Below are 25,026 nucleotides of genomic sequence, written 5' to 3'. Positions count from 1 at the left end.
CGAACGGCGAAGGCCCGAGACCATGTGGTCTCGGGCCTTCAGCGTTGATGCGCTGTATCGGTCTAGTAGTCCGGGCTGATGAGGCGCTCGGGAACTTCGGCGGCCGCCTCGCGGTCGACGAAGAAGACCGTGCGACGGCGTCCCTTGATGCCCGCGACGGGAACCTCGTCACGGCTCGCACCCGCGAGGGCGAGGCCGAGCGCTGAGGCCTTGTCGGCACCGGCGAGCACGAGCCAGATGCGGTCCGATGCGTTGAGCACCGGTCGCGTGAGGCTGAGTCGCTCGGGCGGCGGTTTCGGCGAGTTGCGCACGGGGATGACGGTCGCGTCGGTCACCTGGATTCCACTGCGGTGAGGGAAGAGCGAGGCGATGTGACCGTCGGGACCGACACCGAGGAACGTGATGTCGAACACGGGGGTGTCGGCGCCCTCGGGAGCGTGCAGCGCGAGTTCGCGCGCGTACGCCTCGGCCGCCTCGTCGAGTGTCAGTCCGCCGTCGGATGCCGGCATGGCGTGCACATTCGCCTCGGGGATGTCGATCGCATCGATGAGCGCGGCGTGGGCCTGCCCCTCGTTGCGCTCGGCGTCGCCGAGCGGAACCCAGCGTTCGTCGCCCCACCAGAGGTGGATGCGTTGCCAGTCGATCGTGTCGCGCGCCGAGGACTGTGCGACCTGCTCGAGCACCGCGTTGGCTATCGAACCACCGGTGAGCACGATGTGCACGACCGGACGCTCGTCGAGGAGGTCGACGACCTTGGTGAGGAATCGTGCAGCGACGGAGCTCGCGAGAGCGGGCTTGTCGGGGTGCACGATCACGCGGCGATCGTTGGTCATCAGGCTCCTTCGGTGACGAGGGACGGCTTGCCGACGAGGTCGAGTCCAGCCGTGATCACTTCACCGTACAGCTCATCGGGGTCGAGACGACGGAGCTCGTCCGCGAGGCAGTCACGAAGGTTGCGGCGGGGGAGGGCCAACTCGTGCGTCGGCTGACCGGGCTGCCGGAGCGTCGCGACGCTCGGCTGGTCGCGGACGAGCTGGATGTCCCCGGAGGCACGCGTGAGTTCGACGCCATGGATGCCGTGGGCCGCGGGCTCGCCCGTCAGCGTGCACGTGGTCTCGGCGCCGAGCTGCATCTTCAACCAGGCGGCGAAGAGCGTCGTCGACGGCGAGTCGGCGGAACCCGTGACCGAGACGGCCGTGACCGACTCGAACGGCGGCTGGTCGAGCACCGCGGCGAGCTGCGCACGCCACAGGGTGAGGCGAGTCCACGCGAAGTCGGCATCGCCGGGCGTGTAGTTCTCGGAGAGCACCTCGAGCGCCGCCTGCGGGTTCGGCTGGGCCGAGGCGTCGGTGATGCGTCGCTGCGCGATTCGACCGAGCGGGTCCGTGCCGGGGTTCTTCGGAGCCGCCGCCGGCCACCAGGTGACGACGGGTGCGTCCGGAAGGAGGAGACCCATGACGAGGCTCTCCTCGTTGTCGGCCGCATCGCCCCAGGCCCTGAGGATGATGACCTCGCTCGCGCCGGCGTCGCCGCCGACACGGATCTCGGCGTCGAGCCGGGGCCCGCTGCCGCTCTCACTCGGTCGCGGTGCGACGACGATGACGCGCATCGGGTGCTCGCGCGAGGCTTCGTTCGCCGCCTCGATCGCTTCTTCGTCGAGGCCGTCGGCCGACGTCACGATGATGAGGGTCAGGACGCGCCCGAGGGCGACCGCGCCGCCCTCTTCGCGGAGCTTGACGAGGGCCTTCGAGACCTGGCTCGTCGTGGTATTGGGCAGATCGACGATCACGGGCGTCTCCAAGTTCTTCCATCGCGGCTGAGCAGCTCATCGGCCGAGGCCGGGCCCCACGAGCCGGGGCTGTACTGCTCCGGCTGGGGCTGAGTGGTCCAGAACTCCTCGATCGGGTCGAGGATCTTCCACGAGAGCTCCACTTCCTCCTGGCGGGGGAAGAGCGGCGGGTCGCCGAGGAGCACGTCGAGGATGAGGCGCTCGTAGGCTTCGGGGCTCGCCTCGGTGAACGCGTGGCCGTAGCCGAAGTCCATCGTGACGTCGCGCACCTGCATGCCGGCACCGGGAACCTTCGACCCGAAACGGATCGTCACGCCCTCATCGGGCTGCACGCGGATGACGAGAGCGTTCTGTCCGAGCTCGGACGTCTGGCTGTCGGCGAAGAGCTGCTGAGGTGCGCGCTTGAACACCACGGCGATCTCGGTGACACGTCGACCCAGGCGCTTTCCGGCGCGCAGGTAGAACGGGACGCCGGCCCAGCGACGCGTGCCGATGGTGAGCTTCACCGCGGCATACGTCTCGGTCGTCGACTCGGGGTTCATGCCGTCTTCCTCGAGGAAGCCGAGAACCTTCTCGCCGCCCTGCCAGCCGCCGGCGTACTGGCCGCGAGCGGTTCCCTCGGCGAGGTTCTCGGGCAGACGGACGGCGGAGAGGACCTTCTCCTTCTCGGCGCGCAGATCGCTCGCGTCGAACGAGATCGGCTCCTCCATCGCCGTGAGGGCGAGGAGCTGGAGGAGGTGGTTCTGGATGACGTCGCGTGCGGCGCCGATTCCGTCGTAGTAGCCGGCGCGGCCGCCCACTCCGATGTCTTCGGCCATCGTGATCTGCACGTGGTCGACGTAGTTCGCGTTCCATATGGGCTCGTAGAGCTGGTTCGCGAAGCGGAGCGCCAGGATGTTCTGGACCGTCTCCTTGCCGAGGTAGTGGTCGATGCGGAAGACCGAGTCGGGCGGGAAGACCGACGCCACGACGTCGTTGAGCTCGCGCGCGGTCTTCAGGTCGCTACCGAACGGCTTCTCGATGACGACGCGACGCCACTGGCCCTCGCGCTGCTCGGCGAGTCCCGAGCGGCGCAGCTGCTCGGTGACGATCGGGAACGACTTCGGCGGGATCGAGAGGTAGAACGCGTGGTTGCCCATCGTTCCCCGGTCGCGGTCGAGCTCGTCGACGGTCGCGCGAAGGCGGTCGAACGCCTCGTCGTCGTCGAACGTGCCGGGCACGAAGCGGATGCCCTGAGCGAGTTGCGCCCAGACATCCTCACGGAACTCGGTACGTGCGTACTGCTTCACGGAGTCGTGGACGACCTGCATGAAGTCCTGGTCCTCCCAGTCGCGTCGCGCGAAACCGACGAGCGCGAAGCCGGGGGGAAGGAGGCCGCGGTTGGCCAGGTCGTACACGGCCGGCATCAGCTTCTTGCGCGACAGGTCACCCGTCACTCCGAAGATGATGAGGCTCGACGGTCCGGCGATGCGGTTGAGGCGGTAATCCTTGTCTGACCGCAGGGGGTTGTTGTCCTGCGAGATCTCGACCGGTGTCATCCGATTCCTTTCGGGCGTCTCAGGCGAGAGCGTCGAACAAAGCGCCGACGCCGGTCTCGGGGTCGGTGAGGGTCAGGCTGAGCACCGGGCGGCCGTGCTCGGCGAGCACCTGGGCGTCGCCGTTGGCCTGGGCCGTGATGAGCTCTCCGAACGTGAAGGGGCGTTCGGGGATGTCGAGGTCGCTGCTCGAGGCCGTGAGGATCTGAAGGAATGCGCCGACGGCCGGCCCGCCCTTGTGGAACTGTCCGGTCGAGTGGAGGAAGCGCGGTCCCCACCCGAAGGTGACGGGGCGCTCTGCACGGGCGGCGAGAGCCGCACGCAGACCTTCGAGCTGGGGGAGCGCGATGCGATCGACGTAGGCCTGGACCGACAGGTAGCCGTCGGCCGGCAGCTCGTCGAGCAGCACGTCGATGGCCGACACGAGGTCGCTCGAGGCGCCGATGACGTCGGGCGTGCCGCGCACCTCGATGCCCTGCGACACGAATGCCGCGGGCGCGGGCTCGGGACGGTCGTCGAGCAGTCCACGCGTCGCGATCTTCGCCGACTCGACGTCGGGCTGATCGAACGGGTTGATGCCGAGCAGTCGTCCGGCGACGGCCGTCGCGTACTCCCACAGGAGGAGCTGTGCGCCGAGCGTGCCCGATACGTGGATCTCGCCGGACTCGTCGTGGCGGAACAGGTGCTCTCCCGCATCCGAGACGAGGCGCACGACCTGCACGTCGGCCAGGCCGAGTGCGAGTTCGGGGGCGTCCGTCTCGAGGACGACGGGGAGGAGGCCGGTGCCGTCCTTACCGGTCGACTCGGCGATGAGCTGCTCGGCCCAGTCGGCGAAGCCCACGATGTGGGTGCCGTCGGAGACGATGGCGAGCTTGTTGCGGAGGGGAGACGTCGCCGCGATCGCGGCGCCGAGCACGAGGCCCGGGTTGTCGTCGGTGTCGACGGCGAGCGAGAGCTCGATCGTCTCGGCCTCGTCGAGGATCTCGCTGATGTCGACGCCGGCGAGGCCGGACGGCACGAGACCGAAGGCCGTGAGCGCCGAGTAGCGTCCGCCGACGTTCGGGTCGGCGTTGAAGACGCGGTAGCCCGCGGCGCGAGCCGATTCGTCGAGGGGCGAGCCCGGGTCGGTGACGATGACGATGCGCGACGTCGGTTCGATACCGGCCTCGGTGAAGGCGCGCTCGTAGACGCGCTTCTGGCTGTCGGTCTCGACGGTCGAGCCGGACTTCGACGAGATGACGACGGCCGTGGTGGTGAGGCGGTCGCCGAGAGCGGACAGCACCTGCCCGGGGTCGGTCGAGTCGAGCACGGTGAGGTGAGCACCGGTGGTGCGCGTGATGACCTCGGGAGCGAGGGACGAACCGCCCATGCCGCCGAGCACGATGTGGTCGACACCGGCAGCGCGGAGCTCGTCGCGGAGCGCGTAGATCTCGGGCACGAGGGGGCGCGAGATCGCGACGGCCTCGGTCCAGCCGAGACGCTTCGACGCTTCGTCCTCGGCTGCGGGGCCCCAGAGGGCCGGGTCCTGTGCCGTGATGCCGGAGGCCACACGGTCGGCGACCAGCGCGGGCACCGCGGTGCGGACGGCCTCGGCCGCCGCACCGCTCACCGACAGGCGGACGCTCATCGAGCGTCCTCGAGTGCGGCGGTGACCGTCTCGAGGAGTTCGTTCCACGAGATGACGAACTTCTCGACACCTTCGTTCTCGAGCACGAGCGTGACGTCGTCGTAGTCGACGCCGACGGCGGCGAGTTCGTCGAGGACGGCCTTCGCCTCGGCGTACGAGCCGGTGACGGTGTCGCCGGTCACGACACCGTGGTCGAACGTCGCCTCGAGGGTCTTCTCGGGCATCGTGTTGACGACGCCGGGAGCCACGAGTCCGGTCACGTAGAGCGTGTCGGGCAGGTTCGGGTCCTTGACACCCGTCGAGGCCCACAGCGGGCGCTGCTTGTTCGCACCGGCCGCGAGCAGCTCGGCTGCGCGTTCGGTGGCGAACTGCTGCTCGAAGAGCTCGTACGCGAGCTGAGCGTTCGCGACGCCCGCCTTGCTCTTGAGCGCGAGCGCTTCGTCGGTGCCGATGGCCTCGAGCCGCTTGTCGATCTCGGTGTCGACGCGCGACACGAAGAAGGAGGCGACCGAGTGGATCGTCGAGAGGTCGATGCCCGCGGCACGAGCCTTCTCGAGACCGGCGAGGTACGCCTCGATGACGGCCTGGTAGCGGCTGAGCGAGAAGATGAGCGTGACGTTGACGCTGATGCCCGCACCGATGACCTCGGTGATGGCGTCGAGGCCGGCGAGCGTCGCGGGGATCTTGATGAGCGCGTTCGGACGGTCGACCTTGGCCCACAGCGCCTTCGCCTCGGCGACAGTCGCGGCGGTGTCGTTCGCGACGCCGGGCGTGACCTCGATCGAGACACGGCCGTCGAAGCCGTTGGTCGCGTCGTAGATGGGGCGGAAGAGGTCGGATGCGTCCTGCACGTCATCCGTCGTGATCTCGAAGACCGCGTGGTCGACGTCGGCTCCTGCCGCGGCGAGGGTCTTCACCTGGGCGGCGTAGGCCTCACCGTTCGAGAGCGCGCTCGCGAAGATGCTCGGGTTGGTCGTGACGCCGACGACGTTCTTCTCGGCGATGAGTGCGGCGAGGTTGCCGGTGGCGATGCGCTCACGCGAGAGGTCGTCGAGCCAGATGCTGACGCCGGCTTCTGAGAGCGCGGCGAGGGGGGACGTAGCCATGGTGTCTGTTCTCCTTCGTTCGCGTCAGGCCGACGCGAGGGTTTCTTCGACTGCTGCGAGGACGGCTTCGGTGGTGATTCCGAACTCGCGGTAAAGGGTCTTGTAGTCGGCGCTCGCACCGAAGTGCTCGATCGAGACGGCGCGGCCGCGGCTTCCGAGGAACGGGGCCCACGTGAGGGCGAGACCGGCTTCGACGGAGACGCGCGCGGTGACGGATGCCGGCAGGACGCTCTCGCGGTACTCGGCCGACTGCTCGGCGAACCACTCGAGGCTCGGCGCCGAGACGACGCGGGCGTTGACGCCCTTCTCAGCGAGAACGGCGCGTGCCTCGACAGCGATCTGAACCTCGGAGCCCGTCGCGATGATGATGACGTCGGGGGTTCCGTTCGGAGCCTCGGCGAGGACGTAGGCGCCCTTCGCCGTGTTCGACGCCGCCGCGAAGACGTCGCCGGACGCCTCGCCCTCGCCGCGCTCGAACACGGGGATGTTCTGGCGCGTGAGCGCGATGCCCGCGGGCCCGCCCTGGCGCTTGAGGATCTCGAGCCACGCGTGGGCCGTCTCGTTGGCGTCGGCGGGACGCACGATGTCGAGACCCGGGATCGCACGGAGCGTCGCGAGCTGCTCGATCGGCTGGTGCGTCGGGCCGTCTTCGCCGAGCGCGACGGAGTCGTGGGTCCAGACGAAGATCGAGGGGACCTTCATGAGCGCGGCGAGACGAACGGCCGGACGCATGTAGTCGGAGAAGATCAGGAACGTGCCGCCGAAGGCGCGCGTCGGTCCGTGCAGCACGATGCCGTTGACGATCGCCGCCATCGCGTGCTCGCGGATGCCGAAGTGCAGCACACGGCCGTAGGGGTTGCCCGAGAACTCGTGCGTCGACCACTGCTCGGGGATGAACGACGGGGCGCCGTTGATCGTCGTGAGGTTCGACTCGGCGAGGTCGGCGGAGCCGCCCCAGAGCTCGGGGAGCACACCGGCGAGGGCATTGATGACCTTGCCCGATGCGGCGCGCGTCGAGACATCCTTGCCCGCTTCGAAGACGGGGAGCGACGACTCGAGGTCGACGGGGAGCTCGCCCGCGAGGAGGCGGTCGAGCAGCTGCTTGCGCTCGGGGTTCGCGGCGGCCCAGGCGTCGAAGCCCTTCTGCCACTCGGCGCGCTCGGCTGCGCCGCGCTCGACGGCGCCGCGCGTGTGGGCGATGACCTCGTCGGCGACGACGAACGTCTCGGCGGGATCGAAGCCGAGCACCTCCTTCGTCGCGGCGAGCTCCTCAGCGCCGAGGGCGGAGCCGTGGATCTTGCCCGAATTCTGCTTCTTCGGGGCGGGCCAGCCGATGATCGTCTTGAGGATGATGAGCGACGGCTTCGACGCCTCGCCCTTGGCGGCCTCGATGGCGTCGAAGAGCTCCTGCACGTCTTCGACGTACTCGCCCGTCTTCTTCCAGTCGACGACCTGGACCTGCCAGCCGTACGACTCGTAGCGCTTCTGGACGTCTTCCGTGAAGGCGATGTTGGTGTCGTCCTCGATCGAGATCTGGTTGGAGTCGTAGATCGCGATGAGGTTGCCGAGCTGCTGGTGGCCGGCGAGCGAGGACGCCTCGCTCGTGACGCCTTCCTGCAGGTCGCCGTCGCCGGCGATGACGTAGACGAAGTGGTCGAACGGCGAGGTGCCCGCGGCGGCCTCGGGGTCGAACAGGCCCCGTTCGAAGCGCTGGGCGTAGGCGAAGCCGACGGCGGACGCGAGGCCCTGGCCGAGGGGTCCGGTCGTGATCTCGACACCGTCGGTGTGTCCGTACTCGGGGTGACCCGGGGTCTTCGAGCCCCACGTGCGGAGAGCCTTGAGGTCGTCGAGCTCGAGTCCGTAGCCGCCCAGGTAGAGCTGGACGTACTGCGTGAGCGACGAGTGGCCCACCGAGAGCACGAAGCGGTCGCGTCCGAGCCAGTCCTGGTCGGAGGGGTCGCGACGCATGACCTTCTGGAAGAGGAGGTATGCGGCGGGAGCAAGGCTCATCGCCGTACCCGGATGTCCGTTACCGACCTTCTCCACGGCATCGGCGGCGAGAATCCTCGCCGTGTCTACTGCCTTCTCGTCGATAGCATCCCAGTTCAATGCAGCCACGTGCTACGTACCCTTCCAATCGGGGCGAGTAAGCGGGGGACCCCCGGACTCGCTGGATGACGTGCGCCGACGTCACCCGAGCGAGCTGCACTCCAGGCTTTTGACGTCTGCGCGGCCCGCGCGCGGCAACACTGACCGGCGAGCTTCTTCAGTATAGAGAACCCCGTATGCCGACACCGTTGCGTGACGTTCACAGTCAGCGAAACCGAATTGTGAGGCGGGAGGACTCACGGTGCCCATGCTCTAAACTGTGGGCGGGCCGCATGTCTACGCGCGCGCCCGCAAGCCGTGAAGAGGAACGATGGTCGCAGCCGTTGAATCGAGAGGGACGCGTCCTCGACCGACCCTGAAGCGCAAGGTGACGGCGTACATCGCTCTCACCAAGCCGCGCGTCATCGAACTCCTGCTCGTCGTGACCGCTCCGACGATGATCCTCGCCGTCGGCGGGCTGCCGAACCTCTGGCTCCTCGTCGCGACGCTCATCGGCGGTGCCATGAGCGCGGGCTCCGCCGGCGCCTTCAACTGCTACATCGATCGCGACATCGATCGCGTCATGAACCGCACGAAGAAGCGCCCCCTCGTGACGGGGGAGTTGAGCGACCGAGAGGCGCTCGTGTTCGCCTATGCCCTCGGCGTCGCGTCGATCGTCTGGCTCGGCGTCTTCACCAACTGGTTCGCCGCGGCCCTCTCGCTCGTCGCGATCCTGCTCTACGTCGTCTTCTACAGCCTCATCCTGAAGCGCCGTACGGCTCAGAACATCGTCTGGGGCGGCGTCGCCGGCTGCATGCCCGTTCTCATCGGCTGGGCCGCGGCCACCGGCAGCCTGACCTGGGCGCCCGTCATCCTCTTCCTCATCATCTTCCTGTGGACGCCGCCGCACTACTGGCCCCTCTCGATGAAGTACCGCGACGACTACCGCGCGGCCGGTGTGCCGATGCTCGCCGTCATCCGCGGCCGTGCGCAGGTCGGCCTCCAGGTCATCCTCTACGCGTGGGCGACCGTCGCCTGCTCGTTGCTGCTCATCCCCGTCGCCGACATGGGCATCGTGTACTCGGCCGTCGCGCTCGTCTCGGGCGGCTGGTTCATCTACGAGTCGCACCGCCTCTACAACCTCGCGATCCGCCACGAGAACGTCTCACCGATGCGCGTCTTCCACGGCTCGATCGCCTACCTGTCGCTGCTCTTCCTCGCGGTCGGCATCGACCCGCTGCTGCCGTTCTGACGCACTAGGCGTCGACGGGCTGGAGCTCGCCCGCCGGCCACGTGCCGAGGTCGACGACCGTCCGGTCGCCGAGCGGGGCGTCGAGTTCGACCTCGAACGGCGTCCACGGGTTGCTCGGGCAGGTCGCACTCTGATCCTTGGCCGGCTCGATGCCGACGACGAGTTGCACCATCGTATCGGTCTCGATGACCTCGACGACCTTCACGCGACCGGCCGCGTCCCGCCCTGAGTTGCAGTCCATCTCGAGTGCGAGGAGAGGCAGCGTCGTCGAGGAGCGGTCGACGTCTCCCAGTCCGAGTTCGGGCGTGGTGAGTCCGTCGAGGGGGACGGCGAACGCGCACGATGTCGACTCCATGAGTCCCCAGTCGTCGACGAGGGGGATGGCGTGCTGATCCGCTCGCGCCACCGTGATCAGGAACCAGTCGTCGCCCTCGAGTGCGACGGGGTCGCCCTCGTTCGCGGTCCGCACCACGGTGATGCTGTCGGGGGTCTCGGCGGCAATGATCCAGTCGGCCAGATCCGGCCCGATGGCCAGGTCCTGGGCGAGGGCCGCCGCTGCCGCGGGAGCCGCGTCGCTCGCCGGACGCGCGGCCTCGAGAGCGTCTCGCGACACGCTCGTCCCGCGGCAGTCGAACGCATCGGGGAGCGTGCGGGTCTCATCGGCGACGGACTCGGCCTGCGGGTTCGCTGCCGTGTCGGTGGCGCACGCGCTGAAAGCCGCGATGGCGAGCAGGGGAAGCAGCAGGGAGAGACCTCGTCGTGCGCTCATGCGCGCAGACTAGCGAAGCGCGGCGTCAGCTTCCTGGGAATCGACGGCGTGCGGTGCGACGGCATCGGCCGACTTCAGCTTCAGGATGACGACGGTCATGGCAGCCGCGGTGAGGGCCGCGAGCACCATGTGGATGCCGACGAGGAGCGGGGGGAGGCCGTTGCGCGCCTGGATGAGGCCCACGACGATCTGGACGATCTCGACGGCGAGGAGCACCGCGATCCACCGGGCGCCGCGGAAGCGCACGCGGAGCGCCGCGATCAACAGGACGACGGTGAGGGCGAAGAGCGCGTACCCCGGCCAGGCGTGGATGTGCTCGAGGAGCTCCGAATCGAAGCCCGTGCGGCCGGCGGCCTTGTCGCCCGAGTGCGGACCGGAGGCCGTCGTGAGGACGCCGAAGATGATCGTGAGGGCGAGCACGCCGCTCGTCGCGTGGACGAGCCCCGAGAACCATCGGGGGACGACGAGCGCGCGCGGGCCCGGAGCGGCTCCCATGCGCACGATGAACGCCGTCGTGACGCAGACGAGCGAGAGCGAGGCGATGTAGTGGAAGCCGACGATGAACGGGTTGAGGCCCGTGAGCACGGTCACGCCGCCGACGAGCGCCTGAGCGATGACGCCGAGCACGACGATCTGGGCGAGGAGGAAGAGATCGCGACGCTCGGTGCGGAGGTTCCAGCAGAGGACGAGCACGATGACGGCGATGATGCCGACGACGCCCGTCATCGTGCGGTTCGCGAACTCGATGATGCCGTGGATGCCCATCTCGGGCGTCGGGATGAGCGACTCGGGAGTGCACGTCGGCCACGTCGGGCAGCCGAGACCCGAGCCCGTGAGCCGGACGGCTCCGCCCGTGGCGATGATGATCGTCTCGCAGACGAACGACAGCCAGGCGAAGATGCGGATCCGACGGTCGATCCGGTCGGGGAGCCAGGCGATGAAGCGGTTCACGGAACTCGATCCTGTGACGAGGGTGTGAGCCCGGGCGATCGGTGCCCGAAACGCGGCGACCCTGTAGACTATGAAGGTTGATGAACCGGTGCGAACTCGCACGCGGACACTGGTAACTGGTGGCCGGGGTTCTCGACCATCTTAGATTCGCACTGACGCCACCCGCACATCGTCCCCCGTTCGCCCGCACCTCGGCGGGCGCCCCGGGAATGAGCCGGACTGATATCCGGTTGTCGGGAAGGAGAAGAGGGAGCTACATGTCGGATGTCTTGATCGATCGACCGGAACTCGAAGGACTCGGTGTCTACGAGTTCGGCTGGGCCGACTCCGATGCCGCAGGTGCCTCGGCACGCCGCGGCATCTCGCCCGAGGTCGTCGCCGACATCTCGGCGCTGAAGGGCGAGCCCGAGTGGATGCTGAAACGTCGCCAGCGCGCGCTTCAGCTCTTCGAGCAGAAGCCCATGCCGTCGTGGGGCGCTGACCTCTCGGAGATCGACTTCGAGAACATCAAGTACTTCGTGCGTTCGACGGAACGCCAGGCCCAGACGTGGGAAGACCTTCCCGACGACATCAAGAACACCTACGAGAAGCTCGGCATCCCCGAGGCCGAGCGTCAGCGTCTCGTCGCCGGTGTCGCCGCTCAGTACGAGTCCGAGGTCGTTTACCACCAGATCAACGAAGAGCTCGAGCGCCAGGGTGTCATCTTCATGGACACCGACACGGCGCTCAAGGAGCACCCCGAGTTCTTCGAGGAGTACTTCGGCACCGTCATCCCCTCGGGCGACAACAAGTTCTCTGCGCTCAACACGGCGGTGTGGTCGGGCGGCTCGTTCGTCTACGTTCCCCCCGGCGTCCACGTCGAGATCCCGCTGCAGGCCTACTTCCGCATCAACACGGAGAACATGGGCCAGTTCGAGCGCACGCTCATCATCGCCGACGAGGGCAGCTACGTTCACTACATCGAGGGCTGCACGGCTCCGATCTACAAGAGCGACTCGCTGCACTCGGCCGTCGTCGAGATCATCGTGAAGAAGAACGCGCGCGTTCGCTACACGACGATCCAGAACTGGTCGAACAACGTCTACAACCTCGTCACGAAGCGTGCGACTGCCGCCGAGGGCGCCACCATGGAGTGGATCGACGGCAACATCGGCTCCAAGGTGACGATGAAGTACCCGTCGATCTTCCTCATGGGCGAGCACGCCAAGGGTGAGACCCTCTCCGTCGCGTTCGCCGGCCCCGGCCAGCACCAGGACGCCGGCGCGAAGATGATCCACATGGCGCCGCTCACGCAGTCGTCGATCGTCTCGAAGTCGATCGCGCGCGGCGGTGGCCGAGCCGGTTATCGCGGCGAGGTGCGCATCGACGCGAACGCCCACCACTCGGCGAACACGGTGCGCTGCGACGCGCTCCTCGTCGACACGATCTCGCGTTCGGACACGTACCCCGCGATCGACATCCGTGTCGACGACGTGCAGCTCGGGCACGAGGCGACCGTCTCGCGCGTCTCGGAGGAGCAGCTGTTCTACCTCATGAGCCGCGGTATGCCCGAAGACGAAGCGATGGCGATGATCGTGCGCGGCTTCATCGAACCGATCGCGCGCGAGCTCCCGATGGAGTACGCAATGGAACTCAACAAGCTCATCGAGATGGGCATGGAAGGCAGCGTCGGCTAGGAATGACGGTCATCGAACAGAGCACAGCCCTGCCCGCAGGCCAGCACGGCATCCGGGCGCACAGCGACACCCTCGTTCCCGTCCAGACGCGTTCCGAGCGGTTTAAGTCGACGAACGTCGAGGACTTCGCCGCCGTCACGGGGCGCGAGCTCGAGTGGAAGCTCTCGCCCGTCGGTGTGTTCGCCGACCTCACGAGCGGCGAGCTCGACGGCTCGCGTCTGCCGATCGAGTCGACGGATGTCGCGGGAGTGACCACCTCGTGGATCCCGCTCACCGACGCTCGCGTGGGCTCCGCCGGACTCCCCGAAGAGCGTGGGTCGGCCAACGCGTGGTCGAGCGCCGGCGAGGCCCTCCTCGTGAGCGTCTCCGGCGAAGAGGCGAAGACGGCGTTCATCCGCCGCTCGGGTCTCGGAGCCGCGCCGCGTGCCGCGCACACCGTCGTCGAGATCGCCCCGTTCAGCCAGGCGCTCCTCGTCATCGAGAGCTCGGGCCCCGCCCGGCTCTCGGAGAACGTCGAGATCCTCGTCGGCGAAGGCGCGAACGTCACGGTCGTTTCGGTGCAGGAATGGGACGACGACGCCGTGCACCTCGCCTCCCACTTCGCTCGCGTCGGCCGCGATGCACGCCTCAAGCACATCGTCGTCACGCTCGGCGGCCGCGTCGTGCGTCTCAACCCGTCGACGCACCTCGCTGAGCCGGGCGCCGACATCGAAGCGTTCGGTCTGTACTTCGCCGACGCCGGTCAGCACCTCGAGCAGCAGGTCTACGTCAACCACGATGCGCCGAACACGCGCAGCCGGGTGAACTACAAGGGCGCCCTGCAGGGTGCGGGTGCTCGCACCGTCTGGATCGGCGACGTGCTCATCGGCCAGAAGGCCGCGGGCACCGACAGCTACGAGCAGAACCGCAACCTCGTCCTCACGGACGGCACGCGCGCCGACTCGGTTCCGAACCTCGAGATCGAGACGGGTGACATCGCCGGTGCCGGTCACGCGAGCGCGACCGGCCGCTTCGACGACGAGCAGCTCTTCTACCTGCAGGCTCGCGGGATCACCGAGGAGGAAGCGCGACGCCTCGTCGTGCGCGGCTTCCTCAGCGAGATCGTCCAGCAGATCGGCAACACCGACCTCGAGGCTCGACTGCAGCTCGCGCTCGAGGCCGAGCTGACCGCGGGTGTGAACTGACCGTGGCCGCCGTCCGCGTTCTGGCCGTCGACGACCTTCTGCCGAATCAGGCGATCAAGGTCGATGTCGACGGTGTGGCCATCGCCGTCGTGAAAGACGACGCCGGTGACATCTTCGCCATCGGAGACACCTGCACGCACGGCGACATCTCGCTCGCGGAGGGTTTCGTCGAGGACGACACCCTCGAGTGCTGGGCGCACGGCTCGAAGTTCTCGCTGAAGACCGGCAAGCCGCTCACGCTGCCTGCGTACGAGCCCGTGCCCGTCTACCGCGTCGACATCATCGACGGAGGGGTCTGGATCGACCCCGCCTCGACCCTGACCATCAACTGACACCGCCGGCGAGCACGCCGCGAAGGAAAAGAGTACGAATTCATGTCCGTTCTTGAGATCAAGAACCTGCACGTCAACGTCGAGACCGATCAGGGAACCCGCGAGATCCTCCGCGGCGTCGACCTCGTCATCCGCGAGGGAGAGATCCACGCGATCATGGGCCCGAACGGCTCGGGCAAGTCGACCCTCGCGTACACGATCGCGGGCCACCCCAAGTACACGGTCGTCGGCGGCGAGATCCTCCTCGACGGCGAAGACGTCCTCGAGATGAGCGTCGACGAGCGCGCACGCGCCGGTCTCTTCCTCGCGATGCAGTACCCCGTCGAGATCCCGGGCGTCACCGTCACGAACTTCCTCCGCACGGCGAAGACGGCCATCGACGGTGAAGCACCCGCGATCCGCGGCTGGTCGAAGGAAGTCTCGGAGTCGATGAAGGCGCTCCGCATGGACCCGGCTTTCGCGGCGCGCAACGTCAACGAGGGCTTCTCGGGCGGCGAGAAGAAGCGGAACGAGATCCTGCAGCTCGAACTGCTCAAGCCGAAGTTCGCCGTCCTCGACGAGACCGACTCCGGCCTCGACGTCGACGCGCTCAAGATCGTCTCCGAGGGCGTCAACCGCGCGAAGGCCAACACCGGTCTCGGCATCCTGCTCATCACGCACTACACGCGCATCCTCCGCTACATCAAGCCCGACTTCGTGCACGTCTTCGTCGCCGGCCGCATCGCCGAGCAGGGCGGCTCCGAGCTGGCCGATCGCTTGGAAGACGAGGGATACGATCGCTATCTCGCCGACGCGCCCGTAAGCTGAACGCATGGTTGCCACGCTCAGCCCGGAGCTCTTCGACCAGGTCGAAGAGTCGCTCAAAGACGTCATGGACCCGGAACTCGGCATCAACGTCGTCGACCTCGGTCTCATCTACGACCTCGGTTGGGATGACGAGAACAACGCTCTCATCATCCACATGACGTTGACGAGCGCAGGGTGCCCGCTGACCGATGTGCTCGAAGAGCAGACCGCGCAGGCGCTCGACGGTGTCGTCGACGCCTTCCGCATCAACTGGGTGTGGATGCCGCCGTGGGGCCCCGAACGGATCACCGACGACGGTCGCGACATGATGCGAGCCCTGGGCTTCGCCATCTGAGCGGAACGTCGAATGACGAAGGCCGGCACCGCGGAAGCGGCGCCGGCCTTCGTCGTTCGGGCTGCTCAGGTCAGGCGAGACCGCGGCGCTCGAGGAGCGGCTCGATGACGGCATCGCGGCCGCGGAAGTCGCGGAACGCGTCGAGCGGGTCGCGGCTGCCGCCGACGCCGAGCACGAAGCGCCGGAATCGGTCGCCGTTCTCGCGGGTGAGGCCGCCGTTCGCGCGGAACCACTCGACGGTGTCGGCGTCGAGCACCTCGCTCCAGATGTACGAGTAGTAGCCGGCGTCGTACCCGCCGGCGAAGGTGTGCGCGAAGTACGTGCTCGAGTACCGGGTCGGGACGACCGGGTTGTCGAGACCGGCCGCCGCGAGTGCGTTCGCCTCGAAAGCGGCGACATCGGTCACGGCAGCAGCCTCCTCGGGGCTGAGACGGTGCCATGCCTGGTCGAGCAGGGCGGCGGCGAGGTACTCGCTCGTCTGGTGCCCCTCGTTGAACTGCTCCGACGCCCGCAGCCGGTCGACGATCGCCTGCGGCATCCGTTCGCCGGTCTCGTGGTGGACGGCGTAGTTCGCGAGCACCTCCGGCCACAGCATCCACATCTCGTTCACCTGGCTCGGGAACTCGACGAAGTCGCGGTAGACGCTCGTGCCCGAGAACTTCGGGTAGCGCACGCGGGCGAAGAGCCCGTGCAGCGCGTGGCCGAACTCGTGGAAGAGCGTGTTGGTCTCGTCGTACGTCAGGAGCGTCGCCTCGCCCGCGGCGGGCCGCGGGATGTTGAGGTTGTTGACGACGACGGGCAGAGTGCCGAGCAGGTCGGACTGCGAGACGAGCGAGTTCATCCACGCGCCGCCCCGCTTCGAATCGCGCGTGTAGAAGTCGCCGACGAACAGGCCGACGGGGGAGCCGTCGGCATCGTGCACCTCGAAGACACGGGCATCGGGGTGGTAGGCGACGAGGTCGGGTCGCTCGGTGAACTCGATGCCGTAGAGCGCCGTCGCTGCATGGAACACGCCGTCGACGAGAACCCGTTCGAGCTCGAAGTACGGCCGCAGGGCACTCGTGTCGACGTCGTACTTCTCGGAGCGCACGATCTCGGTGTAGTAGGCCCAGTCAGCGGCTTCGAGGCGACGGGCGGTGGGATCGCGATCGACGACGGCTTGGAGGACGTCCTGCTCGGCGCGTGCGTTCCGCGCGGCAGCGGGAGCCAGCCGATCGAGCATGTCGGCGACGGCCTCGGGAGTCTTCGCCGTCTCGTCGGCCGTGACGAAGGCCGCGTGGCTCTCGAAGCCGAGCAGGCGCGCACGATCGGCGCGCAGGCGCACGATCTCGAGAACGAGTTCGCGATTGTCGTGCTCGCCTCCGTGGATGCCGCGTGCGCGGGATGCCGCGAGCAGCCGGTCACGCGTCTCGGGCCGACGGAGGCTCGCGAGATAGGGGTGACCCGTGAAGAGGACGAGGCTCACGAGGTATCCGTCGAGACCGCGCTCGGTGGCCGCTCCGGCGGCGGCGGACAGCTCGCCCGAGCTCAGCCCCTCGAGTTCCGCGGCGTCGAGCACGTGCACCGCGAGTTCGTTGGTGTCGGCCAACAGGTTCTTCTCGAAACGCGTCGTGAGCGACGAGAGCCGCTGGTTGTAGTCGCGCAGCACCTCCTTCGCGTCGTCGTCCAGTGCCGCTCCGGCGAGGGTGAACTCGGTGTGGTACCTCTCGACGAGGTACCGCGATTCGGCGTCGAGCCCCGATTCTCCGAGGCCGGCGTGGATCGCATCGATCTTCGCGTAGAGGCGGGAGTCGAGTCGGATCGAGTCGGAGTGCGCGGCGAGGATCGGCGCGAAGCGCTCTTCGAGGGCGTTCGTCACCTCCGTGCTGTCGGAGGAGCTCTTGTTGTAGAAGACCTCGAGCACGCGAGTGAGGAGTTGGCCGCTCTCCTCCAATGGGAGGAACGTGTTCTCGAAGGTCGGCTCGGCCGGGTCGTCGATGATCGACTGGATCTCGGCGCGATGCTCGATGATGCCGCGTTCGATGGCCGGGGCGTAGTCGGCGTCGGTGATCCGAGCGAAGTCGGGCAACTGGTACGGCAGTGTGCTGGGGGAGAAGAAGGGGTTCGCTTCGCTCATCACTCCACCCTAGTTGCGTGCCCCTGTGCGCTCCTCGTGCGTCATAGGCTCGATGGATGAACGATCAGCGCGATGATTACGTCCACGGCCACCACGAGAGCGTCCTCCGCACCCACGCGTGGCGCACCGTCGAGAACTCGGCTGCCTATCTCGCCCCGCACCTCGCGCCCGGGCTCGCGGTGCTCGATGTCGGGTCGGGCCCGGGCACGATCACGATCGACATCGCCCGCCGGGTCTCACCGGGTCGGGTCGTCGGCATCGATGCGTCGCAGGACGTCGTGGAGCGCGCACGCGGGCTCGCCGAGTCGGAGGGAGTGACGAACGTCGAGTTCGCTGTCGGCGACGCGTACGCTCTCGAGCTGGACGACGAGAGCGTCGACATCGTGCACGCGCACCAGGTGCTCCAGCACGTCGCCAGGCCGGTCGACGTGCTGAGGGAGATGCGCCGGGTACTGAAGCCGGGCGGCATCCTCGCCGTCCGCGAGGTCGACTACGGCGGTGTCATGATCGATCCCGCGACGGCGGCGCTGACCGAGTGGCTGTCGGTCTATCGCGAGGTGCACCGCTGGGGCGGGGGAGAGCCGGATGCCGGGCGACGGTTGACGTCGTGGGCCCATGAGGCGGGCTTCTCCGACATCCGCTCGACGGGGTCGCTGTGGGTCTTCGCGACGCCCGCCGAGCGCGACTGGTGGGGTTCGGCGTGGGCCGAGCGCGCGACCGAGTCGACGTTCGCGACGCACGCGATCGAGTCGGGCCACGCCGACCTCGAGACGCTCGAGCGCATCGCCGCGGGCTGGCGTGCGTGGGCGACGGCCGACGAGGGGTGGCTCGGGATGCCGCATGGAGAGATCATCGCGCGTCGATGAGACAAGTGCAAAGGTAAATTTGCAAACAAAGCATTGCAAAGAGATCTTTGCATTGCTAGTCTCGAATCATGAGCGACAACGACACCCCGCAGCGCACCCGCCACGAGCGCATCGCCGATCTCGGCGCGCTCAAGGCTCTCGCTCACCCGGTCCGCATCGCGCTCTACGACCTGCTCTCGCAGTACGGTCCCGCGACGGCGAGCGGCCTCGGTGAACGCATCGGCGAGTCGAGCGGCTCGACGAGCTATCACCTGCGTCAGCTCGCCGCGCACGACCTCATCCGCGAGGTCGAGGGCCGGGGGAGTGCGCGCGAGCGATGGTGGGAGCGCACGCCCGGCGGTCTGTCGATCGTCGCGACCGAGACGCGCTCCGATCCCGCCGCCATGGAGATGACCCGCACCGTCGTCGAGCACTGGAACGCCAACCGGGCCGAACTGCTCGACGAGTTCAGTCGGCGCGGGCCCGTCGAACTCGATGACGCCTGGTTCGAGGCATCCGTGATCTCGACGCTCAACTTCCGACTCACCGCCGAACAGCTCGACGAGTTCGTCGCCGAGTGGCAGGACCTCGCCGACCGTCTCTACGAACGGTTCCACGGCTCCGATCTTCCCGGTTCCCGGCCGGTGCAGGTGCACTTCAACGCGTTTCCCCTCATGGGCGGTGAAGCGTCATGAGCGCGCTCGCACTGAGCCACACGCGCGGCGTCGCCCGTCCTCGCGGTCTCTCGCGCGTGGCGATCGCGCTCGGAGCACGTCTCACCCGCTGGGGTCGACGGCACGCCGAGCTCTCTGCACGCCGCGCCGTGCAGCACGCCGAACTGACCCGAGAGATCGACGAGCGTCGCGCGCGTCTTCCGATCGTGCTGCTGTCGGGCCGATCGCTCGACTGATCGAGTCGGCTCAGCTCACCAGTCGTCCGAGTCGTCGTCGGCGGGCGCGACACCCACCGGTACGCTCGTGCCGTCGTCGAGCTCGAGCCGCGGTCGACCTTCGAGCCACGTCAGCGTCCACGTTAGTCCGCTGATCTCCGCGCCGCGAGCGGCCTCGTATGCTGCGACGGTGTCGCGCACCTCGGTCGAGAGGCTCGCCGGTCCGGCGGAGCCGACGGCCCATCGCGTGCCGAGCTGCATCAGAGCCGGATCTCGTAGGTGACCCACGACGTGCGGTCGGCGACCTTGTCGTAGACCTTCTGGGCCGCTTCGTTGGACTCGGCGGTGATCCACCGCACGAGGCTGTGGCCGCGCTTCTCGCCGATCTCGCGCACGGCCTCGATGAGCTGCGTCCCGACGCCCGACCCGCGGTGCTCGGGGTCGACGAAGAGATCGTCGAGGTAGAGTCCGCGACGCGATTCGAGGGTGCGCGGAACCTCGCGGAAGTGCGCGAAGCCGACGAGCGTGTCACCCATCTCGCCGGGCTCGACGGCGACGACGGCCTCGAGCTCGTGCGAGGCGTCGTGCAGCCACTGCCAGACGGTCAGTGCCGTCTCGTCGCTGAACGGGCTCTCATAGAACTCGGCGTAGCCCGCGAAGAGCGGGATCCACGAGAAGAAATCGCGGTCGCCGATCGGGCGCACGGTGATGGTCATGCTCGTCCTTCTTCCTGTTCCGCGAGCGTGATGGCGCTCACGGCGAGTTCGTCGCCGTCGACGAACGTGAGTTCCGCGATGCGTCCGACGGCACGGAGGTCGTCGGAGGCGCCCGCGAGGAGCGTGGTGACGTCGGCCGGGCCGGCGATGACGGCGGAGGAGACCGCCGTCTTCTGCGAGGCCTTCGCGTCGGTCTTGGCGCGGCGGATGCCGGTCAGGGCGACGCTCGCGAGACGGAGGAGCTCCGGCTCGCCGATGTGGTCGCCGAACTCCTCGACGGTCGGCCACGCCGCGACGTGCACCGAACCCTCGTGGGTCCACGACCATGCCTCTTCCGCGGCGAACGGGATGTAGGGCGCGAACAGACGCAGGAGCGTGTCGAGGGCGGCGCGGAGAGCGGCGACGGCCGAGGCCTGCGCGGGGCCCTGCTCGCCGTAGGCGCGCTCCTTCACGAGTTCGAGGTAGTCGTCGCAGAACGTCCAGAAGAAGCTCTCGGCGACCTCGAGTGCGCGCGCGTGATCGTACGACTCGAGCGACTGCGTCGCCTGGCGGACGACCTCGGCGAGCGTCGCGAGCATGCTGCGATCGATCGGCTCGGTGATCGCGGCGTCGAGTCCGCCCTCGAACCCGAGGATGAACTTGGACGCGTTCAGGACCTTGATCGCCAGTCGGCGACCGATCTTCACCTGCGTCGGGTTCTGCGGGTCGAACGCCGCGTCGGTGCCGAGGCGCGAGGATGCCGCCCAATACCGCACCGCGTCGGATCCGTGCTGTTCGAGCAGGCCCGACGGCGTGACGACGTTGCCCTTCGACTTCGACATCTTCTTGCGGTCGGGATCGACGATGAAGCCCGAGAGCGCCGCGTGCGCCCAGGGGGCGACGCCGTGCTCGAGCTCGGCGCGCAGTGTCGTCGAGAAGAGCCAGGTGCGGATGATGTCCTGGCCCTGGGGGCGGAGCGAGTAGGGGAAGACGATGTCGAACAACTCGGGGTCGCGCTCCCAGCCGCCCGCGAGCTGCGGGGTGAGCGACGAGGTCGCCCACGTGTCCATGACGTCGTGCTCGCCGATGAAGCCGTTCGGCTGATCGCGCTGCGACTCGTCGAAGCCCGGTGCCGCCTGCGACGACGGGTCGACGGGCAGGAGGTCGGCCGTCGCGACGATGGGGGAGTCGAAGATCGGGTTCGCGTCGGCGTCGAGCGGGTACCAGACGGGGATCGGCACTCCGAAGAAGCGCTGGCGCGAGATGAGCCAGTCGCCCGTGAGGCCGCCGACCCAGTTCTCGTAGCGCACGCGCATGAAGTCGGGGTGCCAGTCGATGGAGGCGCCGTGTTCGAGGAGCGTCGAACGCAGCTTCTCGTCGCGGGCGCCGTTCGAGATGTACCACTGGCGGGTGGAGACGATCTCGAGCGGGCGGTCGCCCTTCTCGAAGAACTTCACCGGGTGCGAGATCGATCGCGGCTCGCCGATGAGGTCGCCCGACGCGCGGAGGAGGTCGACCATCGTCTGCTTGGCCGAGAAGACGGTCTTGCCGGCGATCTCGGCGAACGCGGCGACGCCGGCCTCGGAGGTGATGGCCTCGGGGGCCTCGCCGAGGATGCGGCCGTCGAAGCCGATGATCGCGCGGTTCGGCAGGTCGAGTTCACGCCACCACACGACGTCGGTCACGTCGCCGAACGTGCAGATCATGGCGATGCCCGAGCCCTTGTCCTTCTGGGCCAGGTGGTGGGCGAGCACGGGCACCTCGACGTCGAAGACGGGGGTGCGCACGGTCGTGCCGAAGTAGGGCTGGTAGCGCTCGTCGTCGGGGTGGGCGACGAGAGCGACGCACGCGGCGAGGAGCTCGGGGCGCGTCGTCTCGATCTCGATCGTCTCGCCGCCCTCGCGGTGGAACGACACGCGATGGTAGGCCGCCGGCTGTTCGCGGTCCTCGAGCTCGGCTTGGGCGACGGCCGTGCGGAAGGTCACGTCCCACAGGGTCGGAGCCATGGCCTGGTACGCCTCGCCGCGCTCGATGTTGCGGAGGAACGCGAGCTGCGAGGTGAAGAGCGCCTCGTCGCCGATCGTGCGGTAGGTCTGGGTCCAGTCGACCGAGAGGCCGAGCATGCGCCACAGCGCCTCGAACTGCTTCTCGTCCTCGGCGGTCAGCCGCTCGCACAGCTCGATAAAGTTGCGTCGGCTGATGGGCACCTGGTCGGCCGCCTTGACGCTCTTGCCCTCGCCACCCTCGAACGGAGGAACGTAGCCCTCGACGTACGGGAGCGACGGGTCGCAGCGCACGCCGTAGTAGTTCTGCACGCGGCGCTCGGTCGGCAGTCCGTTGTCGTCCCAGCCCATCGGGTAGAAGACGCTCTTGCCGCGCATGCGCTGGAAGCGGGCGACGACGTCGGTGTGCGTGTAGGAGAACACGTGGCCGATGTGGAGCGAGCCCGATGCGGTCGGCGGGGGAGTGTCGATCGAATAGATGCACTCGCGCGTCGCGGACTCACGATCGAATCGGTACGTCCCCGAGTTCTCCCAGGTGTCGCCCCACTTCGACTCGAGTCCTTCGAGGGCGGGCTTGTCGGGAATGCGCGGCGAGGACACGGGGGCTCCGATTCGATATGTGCGGCACCGAGTCGGTGGAGAGGTGCCTGAGTGTCGTAGACCACTCACGATACCGGAGGGTGCCCCGAGACGTTCACTGCACGGATGCCGCGTGCGCGAGTTCCTCGTCGAATCCGCGCACCGCGGGCGCGAGCGCGGTGGCGACGAACGGTTCGAGAGCCCCGCGCGAGACGCCGGCGGCCGACCAGGCGCCGAGCGCGGTGACGATGGCCGCGGTGACGGCGTTGGCCGCTCCGCGGACACGGATGTCGTGGGTCGGCAGACCGGTGCGCCCGGCGAGGTGCAGTCCGATGAGCTCGGACACCGCGGCGACGCGGTCGGCCGCCGTCGATCGCAGATCGTCGATGCTTCCGATGATGGTCGCGTGCGTCAACACCCACGGCACGGAGGAGGGGCCGAAGTCGGCGGCGACCGCGAGCACGGCCCGGGTGACACCCTCGAGCGGAGCCCAGGAGTCGTCGATCTCGGCGAGCGTGCGTCGGAGCGTGCGGTCGGCACCGTCGATGCCGACCCAGAACACATCGGCCTTGCCGCTGAAGTAGTTGAAGAACGTGTTGCGCGATACCCCGGCCCGCTGGGCGATCTGTTCCACGCTCGTCTTCGCGTATCCCTGTTCGAGGAAGAGCTCGGTCGCCGCGTCCTCGAGCATCGCCCGGGAGACCGCTCGAGGCCGTCCGCGTGCTGCTCGTGTCGTCGTCATGGGAATAACTGTACTGCGTCCAGGATTGCTATACGGTGGAGTCACCGCCCCCTTATCGAACAGGATCCCCATGCCCACTCGACGCTCGCGCGCCGCCCTCGTCGGCGCAGCACTCTTCGGAATCACGGCTCTCGCGCTCACGTCGTGCGCGACCGATGCCGGTGGCTCGGCCGACAGCGAGATCGTCTGGGCGATCGAGGGAGCGAACCTGTCGGCCGGTCACATGGACCCGCAGACGAGCCAGCTCGACGTCTCGTCGATGGTGCAGCGTCAGGTGCTCGACTCGCTCGTCTTCCAGGAGGCCGACGGCACCTTCTCGCCGTGGCTCGCCACGTCGTGGGAGGTGTCCGACGACGGGCTGACCTACACCTTCGAGCTACGTGACGACGTGACCTTCCACGACGGCGAGGTCTTCGACGCTGCTGCCGTCAAGGCGAACTTCGACCGCATCGCCGACCCCGAGACCGCGTCCGCGCAGGCGGCGAGCATGCTCGGCGGCGACTTCTACGCGGGTACCGAGGTCATCGACGCCGACACCGTCGCCGTCTCCTTCACCCAGCCGTACGCGCCCTTCCTCCAGGCGGCGAGCACGGCCCTCCTCGGCTTCTACTCGCCCGCTGTCCTCGCCGACCACGCCGACGAGCTGAAGGCGGGCGGGCCCGGCATCACCGTCGGCACCGGACCGTTCGAGCTCACCGAGTACACGCCCGACCAGGAGATCGTCTACACCCGCAACGCCGACTACGCGTGGGGCCCGCACGACGGCCGCCCCGCGGAGGTCGAGACGCTCCGCGTGAGCATCCTGCCCGAGGCATCCGTTCGTGCCGGCGCCGTGCAGAGCGGTGAGGTCGACCTCGCGAGCCAGCTGCCCCCGAACGCCGCGACCGACCTCGGCGACGCCGTGACGGTCGAGTCGAAGGAGCTGCCGGGTCTGCCCTACTCGCTCTACCTCAACGAGAAGTACGGCGTGTTCGCCGACCAGCTCGTGCGCCAGGCGTTCGAGCGGGCGATCGACGTCGACACCGCGGTCGACAGCATCTTCTTCGGCCAGTACCCGCGGGCGTGGAGCATCCTCGGCCCGACGACCCCCGCGTACGACGCGAGCCTCGAGGGCACCTGGCCGTTCGACGCCGCCGAGGCCGACAGCCTCCTCGACCAGGCCGGCTGGACGGAGCGCGACGCCGACGGCTACCGCGTGAAGAACGGTGAGCGTCTGAGTGCGCGCTGGATCGCCTGGACCCCCGTTCCCGACGACCGCGCCGCTCTCGCCAACGCGATCCAGTCCGACCTCAAGGACGTCGGCTTCGAGCTCGTCCGCGAGGTCCTCGAGCCCGGCGCGTACAACGAGCAGTACGGTCCGAAGACGTTCGACCTGACCGACTGGGGCTTCTCGGGGGTCGACGCCGACCTACTGCGCAGCCACCTGCACACCGAGGGATTCCAGAACGCGTCCCAGGTGAGCGACCCCGCCGTCGACACGCTGCTCGATGAGGCCGTCGCGACGACCGACGCGTCGGCACGCGCAGCCGACTACGCCGAGCTCCAGCAGTGGAACGCCGAGCACGTCGCGATCGTGCCTCTCTACGTGCCATCGCTCATCACCGCCGTCGGCACCGGTGTGGACGGCCTCCAGTACGATCTGTACGGCCGCCCGCTGTTCTACACGGCGACCGCCAGCTGACCGTCGCCGAGGGGCGCGGCGAGAGG

Annotated in this window: 23 protein-coding genes; 10 read left to right on the top strand and 13 right to left on the bottom strand. The window is 68.3% G+C overall.

Annotated elements, in window-relative coordinates:
* Window positions 1–62: 62 nt before the first annotated feature.
* From pgl to tkt, 6 genes are read right to left on the bottom strand one after another with little or no spacing between them, the layout of a single operon-like run.
* Window positions 63–833, bottom strand: coding sequence for a 6-phosphogluconolactonase (pgl, locus tag BJ972_RS03795; RefSeq protein WP_129174346.1), 771 nt, complete (start codon window positions 831–833; stop codon window positions 63–65).
* Window positions 833–1,789 (bottom strand): glucose-6-phosphate dehydrogenase assembly protein OpcA, encoded by a 957-nt coding sequence (locus BJ972_RS03790; protein WP_129174344.1) that lies wholly within the window; start codon window positions 1,787–1,789, stop codon window positions 833–835. Before BJ972_RS03790 ends, pgl begins: the two co-directional genes overlap by 1 nt.
* Entirely contained in the window at window positions 1,786–3,327 is a 1,542-nt protein-coding gene (gene zwf / locus BJ972_RS03785; protein ID WP_129174342.1) for a glucose-6-phosphate dehydrogenase, read from the bottom strand. The genes BJ972_RS03790 and zwf overlap by 4 nt, the downstream gene beginning before the upstream one ends.
* Before the next feature lie 19 nt (window positions 3,328–3,346).
* Complete coding sequence (locus BJ972_RS03780; protein WP_129174340.1) at window positions 3,347–4,951, bottom strand: glucose-6-phosphate isomerase; 1,605 nt, start codon at window positions 4,949–4,951, stop codon at window positions 3,347–3,349.
* Window positions 4,948–6,057: a transaldolase gene (gene tal / locus BJ972_RS03775; RefSeq protein WP_129174338.1), complete on the bottom strand. Its 1,110-nt coding sequence runs from the start codon at window positions 6,055–6,057 to the stop codon at window positions 4,948–4,950. Before tal ends, BJ972_RS03780 begins: the two co-directional genes overlap by 4 nt.
* Window positions 6,058–6,081: 24 nt before the next feature.
* A complete protein-coding gene (gene tkt, locus BJ972_RS03770; protein WP_129174336.1) occupies window positions 6,082–8,175 on the bottom strand; it encodes a transketolase in 2,094 nt (697 codons plus the stop codon).
* Window positions 8,176–8,476: 301 nt separating this feature from the next.
* Between tkt and BJ972_RS03765 the strand changes: the two genes are divergently transcribed.
* Window positions 8,477–9,397 carry a heme o synthase gene (locus BJ972_RS03765; RefSeq protein WP_129174334.1) on the top strand — a complete coding sequence of 307 codons (921 nt, stop codon included), beginning with the start codon at window positions 8,477–8,479 and terminating at the stop codon, window positions 9,395–9,397.
* A gap of 4 nt (window positions 9,398–9,401) precedes the next feature.
* Here BJ972_RS03765 and BJ972_RS03760 read toward each other — a convergent pair whose 3' ends face one another.
* Both BJ972_RS03760 and BJ972_RS03755 read right to left on the bottom strand, forming a co-directional pair.
* Window positions 9,402–10,166 (bottom strand): hypothetical protein, encoded by a 765-nt coding sequence (locus BJ972_RS03760; protein ID WP_129174332.1) that lies wholly within the window; start codon window positions 10,164–10,166, stop codon window positions 9,402–9,404.
* Window positions 10,167–10,175: 9 nt separating this feature from the next.
* Window positions 10,176–11,117: a COX15/CtaA family protein gene (locus tag BJ972_RS03755; protein ID WP_129174330.1), complete on the bottom strand. Its 942-nt coding sequence runs from the start codon at window positions 11,115–11,117 to the stop codon at window positions 10,176–10,178.
* A gap of 257 nt (window positions 11,118–11,374) precedes the next feature.
* Here BJ972_RS03755 and sufB point away from each other — a divergent pair, with 257 nt between their 5' ends.
* The 5 genes from sufB to BJ972_RS03730 are packed head-to-tail and all read left to right on the top strand — an operon-like array spanning window position 11,375 to window position 15,450.
* A complete protein-coding gene (gene sufB, locus BJ972_RS03750) occupies window positions 11,375–12,793 on the top strand; it encodes a Fe-S cluster assembly protein SufB (RefSeq protein WP_129174328.1) in 1,419 nt (472 codons plus the stop codon).
* Between the two features lie 2 nt (window positions 12,794–12,795).
* Window positions 12,796–13,977 (top strand): Fe-S cluster assembly protein SufD, encoded by a 1,182-nt coding sequence (gene sufD, locus BJ972_RS03745; protein WP_129174326.1) that lies wholly within the window; start codon window positions 12,796–12,798, stop codon window positions 13,975–13,977.
* 2 nt (window positions 13,978–13,979) lie between these two features.
* Entirely contained in the window at window positions 13,980–14,309 is a 330-nt protein-coding gene (locus BJ972_RS03740) for a non-heme iron oxygenase ferredoxin subunit (protein WP_129174324.1), read from the top strand.
* 42 nt (window positions 14,310–14,351) lie between these two features.
* On the top strand, window positions 14,352–15,116 hold the full coding sequence (gene sufC / locus BJ972_RS03735) for a Fe-S cluster assembly ATPase SufC (RefSeq protein WP_129174322.1): 765 nt from the start codon (window positions 14,352–14,354) through the stop codon (window positions 15,114–15,116).
* Window positions 15,117–15,120: 4 nt separating this feature from the next.
* Window positions 15,121–15,450, top strand: a complete 330-nt coding sequence (locus tag BJ972_RS03730) for a metal-sulfur cluster assembly factor (RefSeq protein WP_129174320.1) — start codon at window positions 15,121–15,123, stop codon at window positions 15,448–15,450.
* Between the two features lie 70 nt (window positions 15,451–15,520).
* On the opposite strand, the gene BJ972_RS03725 is transcribed toward BJ972_RS03730, so the two are convergent.
* On the bottom strand, window positions 15,521–17,566 hold the full coding sequence (locus BJ972_RS03725; RefSeq protein WP_129174318.1) for a M3 family metallopeptidase: 2,046 nt from the start codon (window positions 17,564–17,566) through the stop codon (window positions 15,521–15,523).
* Window positions 17,567–17,622: 56 nt separating this feature from the next.
* On the opposite strand from BJ972_RS03725, the gene BJ972_RS03720 reads away from it, so the two are divergent.
* From BJ972_RS03720 to BJ972_RS03710, 3 genes are all read left to right on the top strand, one after another.
* Entirely contained in the window at window positions 17,623–18,432 is an 810-nt protein-coding gene (locus tag BJ972_RS03720; protein WP_129174316.1) for a methyltransferase domain-containing protein, read from the top strand.
* A gap of 68 nt (window positions 18,433–18,500) precedes the next feature.
* Window positions 18,501–19,106, top strand: a complete 606-nt coding sequence (locus tag BJ972_RS03715; RefSeq protein ID WP_129174314.1) for a helix-turn-helix domain-containing protein — start codon at window positions 18,501–18,503, stop codon at window positions 19,104–19,106.
* Window positions 19,103–19,321 (top strand): hypothetical protein, encoded by a 219-nt coding sequence (locus BJ972_RS03710; RefSeq protein WP_129174312.1) that lies wholly within the window; start codon window positions 19,103–19,105, stop codon window positions 19,319–19,321. The genes BJ972_RS03715 and BJ972_RS03710 overlap by 4 nt, the downstream gene beginning before the upstream one ends.
* A gap of 15 nt (window positions 19,322–19,336) precedes the next feature.
* Here the strand turns inward: BJ972_RS03710 and BJ972_RS03705 are convergent, their stop codons facing one another.
* From BJ972_RS03705 to BJ972_RS03690, 4 genes are all read right to left on the bottom strand, one after another.
* A complete protein-coding gene (locus BJ972_RS03705; RefSeq protein ID WP_129174310.1) occupies window positions 19,337–19,561 on the bottom strand; it encodes a hypothetical protein in 225 nt (74 codons plus the stop codon).
* Entirely contained in the window at window positions 19,561–20,016 is a 456-nt protein-coding gene (locus tag BJ972_RS03700) for a GNAT family N-acetyltransferase (protein WP_129174308.1), read from the bottom strand. The genes BJ972_RS03705 and BJ972_RS03700 overlap by 1 nt, the downstream gene beginning before the upstream one ends.
* Window positions 20,013–22,598 (bottom strand): valine--tRNA ligase, encoded by a 2,586-nt coding sequence (gene valS, locus BJ972_RS03695; RefSeq protein ID WP_241830785.1) that lies wholly within the window; start codon window positions 22,596–22,598, stop codon window positions 20,013–20,015. The genes BJ972_RS03700 and valS overlap by 4 nt, the downstream gene beginning before the upstream one ends.
* 94 nt (window positions 22,599–22,692) lie before the next feature.
* Window positions 22,693–23,319: a TetR/AcrR family transcriptional regulator gene (locus tag BJ972_RS03690; protein WP_164989914.1), complete on the bottom strand. Its 627-nt coding sequence runs from the start codon at window positions 23,317–23,319 to the stop codon at window positions 22,693–22,695.
* A gap of 70 nt (window positions 23,320–23,389) precedes the next feature.
* Here BJ972_RS03690 and BJ972_RS03685 point away from each other — a divergent pair, with 70 nt between their 5' ends.
* Window positions 23,390–25,000 carry an ABC transporter substrate-binding protein gene (locus BJ972_RS03685; RefSeq protein WP_129174304.1) on the top strand — a complete coding sequence of 537 codons (1,611 nt, stop codon included), beginning with the start codon at window positions 23,390–23,392 and terminating at the stop codon, window positions 24,998–25,000.
* The last annotated feature ends 26 nt before the right edge of the window (window positions 25,001–25,026 follow it).

It is taken from the genome of Agromyces atrinae (assembly GCF_013407835.1).
Lineage (GTDB): Bacteria > Actinomycetota > Actinomycetes > Actinomycetales > Microbacteriaceae > Agromyces > Agromyces atrinae.
This window is presented reverse-complemented; position numbering and strand designations above follow the sequence as displayed.